The organism is Maritimimonas sp. 2405UD52-3 (assembly GCF_056591715.1).
In genome coordinates, this window is record NZ_JBWQOL010000010.1 from 1 (window position 1) to 5,722 (window position 5,722).

2 tRNA genes and 3 rRNA genes are annotated in these 5,722 nt (G+C 45.6%); all 5 read left to right on the forward strand.

The features are described from left to right. Nucleotides 1-319 precede the first annotated feature (319 nt). The 5 genes from AC1EU5_RS15880 (at nucleotide 320) to rrf (ending at nucleotide 5,712) form a co-directional block, all read left to right on the forward strand. Nucleotides 320-1,839, forward strand: a 16S ribosomal RNA gene (locus AC1EU5_RS15880). A 184-nt stretch (nucleotides 1,840-2,023) separates the two neighbouring features. Continuing rightward, nucleotides 2,024-2,097, forward strand: a tRNA-Ile gene (locus AC1EU5_RS15885). A gap of 141 nt (nucleotides 2,098-2,238) precedes the next feature. Next, a tRNA-Ala gene (locus AC1EU5_RS15890) sits at nucleotides 2,239-2,312 on the forward strand. Between the two features lie 251 nt (nucleotides 2,313-2,563). Continuing rightward, nucleotides 2,564-5,442 (forward strand): 23S ribosomal RNA (locus AC1EU5_RS15895). A gap of 161 nt (nucleotides 5,443-5,603) precedes the next feature. Next, a 5S ribosomal RNA gene (gene rrf / locus AC1EU5_RS15900) occupies nucleotides 5,604-5,712 on the forward strand. Together the 16S, 23S and 5S rRNA genes with 2 tRNA genes alongside form the textbook arrangement of a ribosomal RNA operon. The last annotated feature ends 10 nt before the right edge of the window (nucleotides 5,713-5,722 follow it).

Sequence of the window (5,722 nt, forward strand, 5' to 3'; positions counted from 1 at the left end):
TTGCTATAATTAAAAAGATTTATACATTTGCAGCCGCTAAGGAATTAGGGGTGTTCATTGAGGAGGATTTTTGGAATTATTAGCTATTAGGATTTTTGATTTTGATAGTTTTATAAGTTAGTTCGATTCTAGCGTTCTCACGAGATTTTGGTAGTTGAGTTTATTACTTAATACTAAGTACTTTTTACTAACTACTAATTAAGGTCATTGAAAATTATTGGAAGATCGACAGCGTAAATAAAGAGCGAAGTCACAAGTTTTTAGAACTTGTTTAATTTTTTTGAGTACTCATCATCTGGTAAAGAGATTTAAAATTTATACGATGGAGAGTTTGATCCTGGCTCAGGATGAACGCTAGCGGCAGGCTTAACACATGCAAGTCGAGGGGTAACATAGTTGCTTGCAACTGATGACGACCGGCGCACGGGTGCGTAACGCGTATACAATTTGCCTTATACAGGAGGATAGCCTTTAGAAATGAAGATTAATACTCCATGGTCTATAGTTATGGCATCATAATTATAGTAAAGATTTATCGGTATAAGATGAGTATGCGTCCTATTAGCTAGATGGCGAGGTAACGGCTCCCCATGGCTACGATAGGTAGGGGTCCTGAGAGGGAGATCCCCCACACTGGTACTGAGACACGGACCAGACTCCTACGGGAGGCAGCAGTGAGGAATATTGGACAATGGAGGCAACTCTGATCCAGCCATGCCGCGTGCAGGAAGACTGCCCTATGGGTTGTAAACTGCTTTTATATAGGAAGAAACCCTTTCACGTGTGAGAGGCTGACGGTACTATATGAATAAGCACCGGCTAACTCCGTGCCAGCAGCCGCGGTAATACGGAGGGTGCAAGCGTTATCCGGAATCATTGGGTTTAAAGGGTCCGTAGGTGGGCAATTAAGTCAGAGGTGAAATCCCATAGCTTAACTATGGAACTGCCTTTGATACTGGTTGTCTTGAGTTATATTGAAGTAAGTAGAATATGTAGTGTAGCGGTGAAATGCTTAGATATTACATAGAATACCGATTGCGAAGGCAGCTTACTAAGTATATACTGACACTGATGGACGAAAGCGTGGGGAGCGAACAGGATTAGATACCCTGGTAGTCCACGCCGTAAACGATGGATACTAGTTGTTGGGGTTTACCTCAGTGACTAAGCGAAAGTGATAAGTATCCCACCTGGGGAGTACGTTCGCAAGAATGAAACTCAAAGGAATTGACGGGGGCCCGCACAAGCGGTGGAGCATGTGGTTTAATTCGATGATACGCGAGGAACCTTACCAGGGCTTAAATGTAGATTGCATTAGCTAGAGATAGCTATTTCTTCGGACTATCTACAAGGTGCTGCATGGTTGTCGTCAGCTCGTGCCGTGAGGTGTCAGGTTAAGTCCTATAACGAGCGCAACCCCTATCGTTAGTTGCTAACAGGTTAAGCTGAGGACTCTAACGAGACTGCCGGTGCAAACCGTGAGGAAGGTGGGGATGACGTCAAATCATCACGGCCCTTACGTCCTGGGCTACACACGTGCTACAATGGTAGATACAGAGAGCAGCCACTATGCAAATAGGAGCGAATCTATAAAGTCTATCTCAGTTCGGATCGGAGTCTGCAACTCGACTCCGTGAAGCTGGAATCGCTAGTAATCGCAGATCAGCCATGCTGCGGTGAATACGTTCCCGGGCCTTGTACACACCGCCCGTCAAGCCATGGAAGCTGGGAGTACCTGAAGTCGGTGACCGCAAGGAGCTGCCTAGGGTAAAACTAGTAACTGGGGCTAAGTCGTAACAAGGTAGCCGTACCGGAAGGTGCGGCTGGAACACCTCCTTTCTAGAGATTATCTATTTATATAGATATCAGAAGGATGGTGAGTTACTCAGAAAATTATGATTTGGTTTTTTATTGCTGTTGATCTTTTTTTAAAATTTAAAGCTGTTAGAGGTTAGATATGAGATAAAAGATAAGAGACACAAGAGGTCTTTGTTCTACTATCTATCGTCTAATGTCTAAAGACAGTCTTGTAGCTCAGCTGGTTAGAGCGCTACACTGATAATGTAGAGGTCGGCAGTTCGAGCCTGCCCAAGACTACGATGCGGCGAAGCCGTAGTTTAGAGTTCTGAGTTCAGAGTTTTAAGCAAGTTCATTAAAGATATTGAATAGGAAATTCTAGAAGTTGAGAGGGTGGTTATGGTCTAACTACTAACTACTATGTACTAACGACTAGTATATGGGGAATTAGCTCAGCTGGCTAGAGCGCCTGCCTTGCACGCAGGAGGTCACCGGTTCGACTCCGGTATTCTCCACTGGGCAATGCCCAGAGATAAGTAAGATTATCTCTAGAGTATTGCGACGAGTTTGTTGCTGATATTATTTATCAGTGGCGATTCGCCACAACGTTCATTGACATATTGAGATATAGATATCGTAAATTATCCTGAATTAATTTTCAGGAACGATAAAGAACATTTTTTAAGTTTTTTATTAGCTATATATTAAAGATAGAAATTAAATATAAAAGAGCTCGTTTTGACAGTAATGTCAAAGCAAAAAGTACAATAAGCAAGTTAAGGGCGTATGGCGGATGCCTAGGCTCTCAGAGGCGAAGAAGGACGTGATAAGCTGCGAAAAGCTGCGGGGATTGGCACATACGATTTGATCCGCAGATATCCGAATGGGGCAACCCGGCTGGTTGAAGGCCAGTCACACCGTTTACGGTGAGCAAACCCGGAGAACTGAAACATCTAAGTACCCGGAGGAAGAGAAAACAATAGTGATTCCGTTAGTAGTGGCGAGCGAACGCGGATTAGCCCAAACCAATGTTGTTACGGCAATATTGGGGTTGTAGGACTACAATATGGAGTGCTTTATGAACTAGAATCCTTTGGAAAGAGGAGCCGAAGAAGGTGATAGCCCTGTATAGGTAAAGAGAGTTACCCCTAGTAGTATCCTGAGTAGTGCGGGGCACGTGAAACCCTGTATGAATCAACCAGGACCATCTGGTAAGGCTAAATACTCCTGAGAGACCGATAGTGAACTAGTACCGTGAGGGAAAGGTGAAAAGAACCCTAAGTAAGGGAGTGAAAGAGATCCTGAAACCGTACGCCTACAAGCGGTCGGAGCCAATTTATTGGTGACGGCGTGCCTTTTGCATAATGAGCCTACGAGTTACTGTTGCTAGCAAGGTTAAGTGTTTAAGACACGGAGCCGTAGCGAAAGCGAGTCTGAATAGGGCGTTTTAGTTAGTAGTAGTAGACGCGAAACCGAGTGATCTACCCATGGGCAGGTTGAAGCAGTGGTAACACACTGTGGAGGACCGAACCAGTTGACGTTGAAAAGTCTTTGGATGACCTGTGGGTAGGGGTGAAAGGCCAATCAAACTCGGAAATAGCTCGTACTCCCCGAAATGCATTTAGGTGCAGCGTTGTGGTTGAGTTATATAGAGGTAGAGCTACTGATTGGATGCGGGGGTTTCACCGCCTACCAATTCCTGACAAACTCCGAATGCTATATAATATACACAGCAGTGAGGGCATGGGTGCTAAGGTCCATGTCCGAGAGGGAAAGAACCCAGACCATCAGCTAAGGTCCCCAAATGTATACTAAGTTGAATAAACGCGGTTTGATTGCCTAGACAGCTAGGATGTTGGCTTGGAAGCAGCCATTCATTTAAAGAGTGCGTAACAGCTCACTAGTCGAGCGATCGAGCATGGATAATAATCGGGCATAAGTATACTACCGAAGCTATGGCTTTACACATTAGTGTAAGGGGTAGGGGAGCATTGTAATCTTGCGTTGAAGGTGAATTGTAAGGTTTGCTGGAGCGATTACAAAAGAAAATGTAGGCATAAGTAACGATAATGCGGGTGAGAAACCCGCACACCGAAAGACTAAGGTTTCCTCAGCGATGCTAATCAGCTGAGGGTTAGTCGGGACCTAAGGCGAACCCGAAGGGGGTAGTCGATGGACAACTGGTTAATATTCCAGTACTACTTTATATTGCGATGGGGTGACGGAGTAATGAACCCGCCGCGTACTGACGGAATAGTACGTTAAACTGTTTAGGTATAGACTGTGTAGTTAAATGCGCATGGTTTGCTGATGCAGGATAGTACCACAAGGCTTCGGCTGCGTGGATAGTGCGGTTAAGGGCTTCCAAGAAAACCCTCTAAGCTTCAGATATAAAGTACCCGTACCATAAACCGACACAGGTAGTTGGGATGAGAATTCTAAGGTGCTCGAGAGATTCATGGCTAAGGAACTAGGCAAAATAGACTCGTAACTTCGGGAGAAGAGTCGCCCCACTTTGTGGGGCCGCAGAGAAATGATCCAGGCGACTGTTTATCAAAAACATAGGGCTTTGCTAAATCGAAAGATGACGTATAAGGCCTGACACCTGCCCGGTGCTGGAAGGTTAAGTGGAGATGTTAGCTTCGGCGACGCATTGAAATGAAGCCCCAGTAAACGGCGGCCGTAACTATAACGGTCCTAAGGTAGCGAAATTCCTTGTCGGGTAAGTTCCGACCTGCACGAATGGTGTAACGATCTGGATACTGTCTCGGCCATGAGCTCGGTGAAATTGTAGTATCGGTGAAGATGCCGATTACCCGCTACGGGACGAAAAGACCCCGTGAACCTTTACTATAGCTTCGTATTGACTTTGGATAAGTAATGTGTAGGATAGGTGGGAGACATTGAAGCGGCGTCGCCAGGCGTTGTGGAGTCATTGTTGAAATACCACCCTTTGCTTATCTGAAGCCTAACTCAGTGATGAGAACAGTGCGTGGTGGGTAGTTTGACTGGGGTGGTCGCCTCCAAAAGAGTAACGGAGGCTTCTAAAGGTACCCTCAGCACGCTTGGTAACCGTGCGTAGAGTGCAATGGCATAAGGGTGCTTGACTGAGAGACATACAAGTCGATCAGGTTGGAAACAAGAGCATAGTGATCCGGTGGTTCCGCATGGAAGGGCCATCGCTCAAAGGATAAAAGGTACTCCGGGGATAACAGGCTGATCTCCCCCAAGAGCTCACATCGACGGGGGGGTTTGGCACCTCGATGTCGGCTCGTCACATCCTGGGGCTGGAGAAGGTCCCAAGGGTTGGGCTGTTCGCCCATTAAAGTGGCACGCGAGCTGGGTTCAGAACGTCGTGAGACAGTTCGGTCTCTATCTGTAGCGGGCGTTAGAAATTTGCGTGGATCTGATTCTAGTACGAGAGGACCGAATTGGACTGACCGCTGGTGTACCAGTTGTTCCGCCAGGAGCACTGCTGGGTAGCTATGTCGGGAAGGGATAAGCGCTGAAAGCATATAAGCGCGAAACCCACCACAAGATGAGATTTCTTTAAAGGGTCGTGGAAGATTACCACGTTGATAGGCTATAGGTGTAAAGGCAGTAATGTCATAGCCGAGTAGTACTAATAACCCATATGCTTATGTACGTACCTTCTCCGCCGTAAGGCGGAGAGGACAACTCTTTTTAAATATATAGAAACGATACCAATATCTGAATATGTCAACTCATACGAGTTATGAATTATAAATGTTGAATTATGAGTTTAACTCATAACTATAAACTCAATATTCATAACTTGAAAAACTTAAGGTGATTATAGCGATAGGGCTCACCTCTTCCCATTCCGAACAGAGAAGTTAAACCTATCAGCGCCGATGGTACTGCCACTGGTGGAAGAGTAGGTCGTTGCCTTGCTTTTAATAAA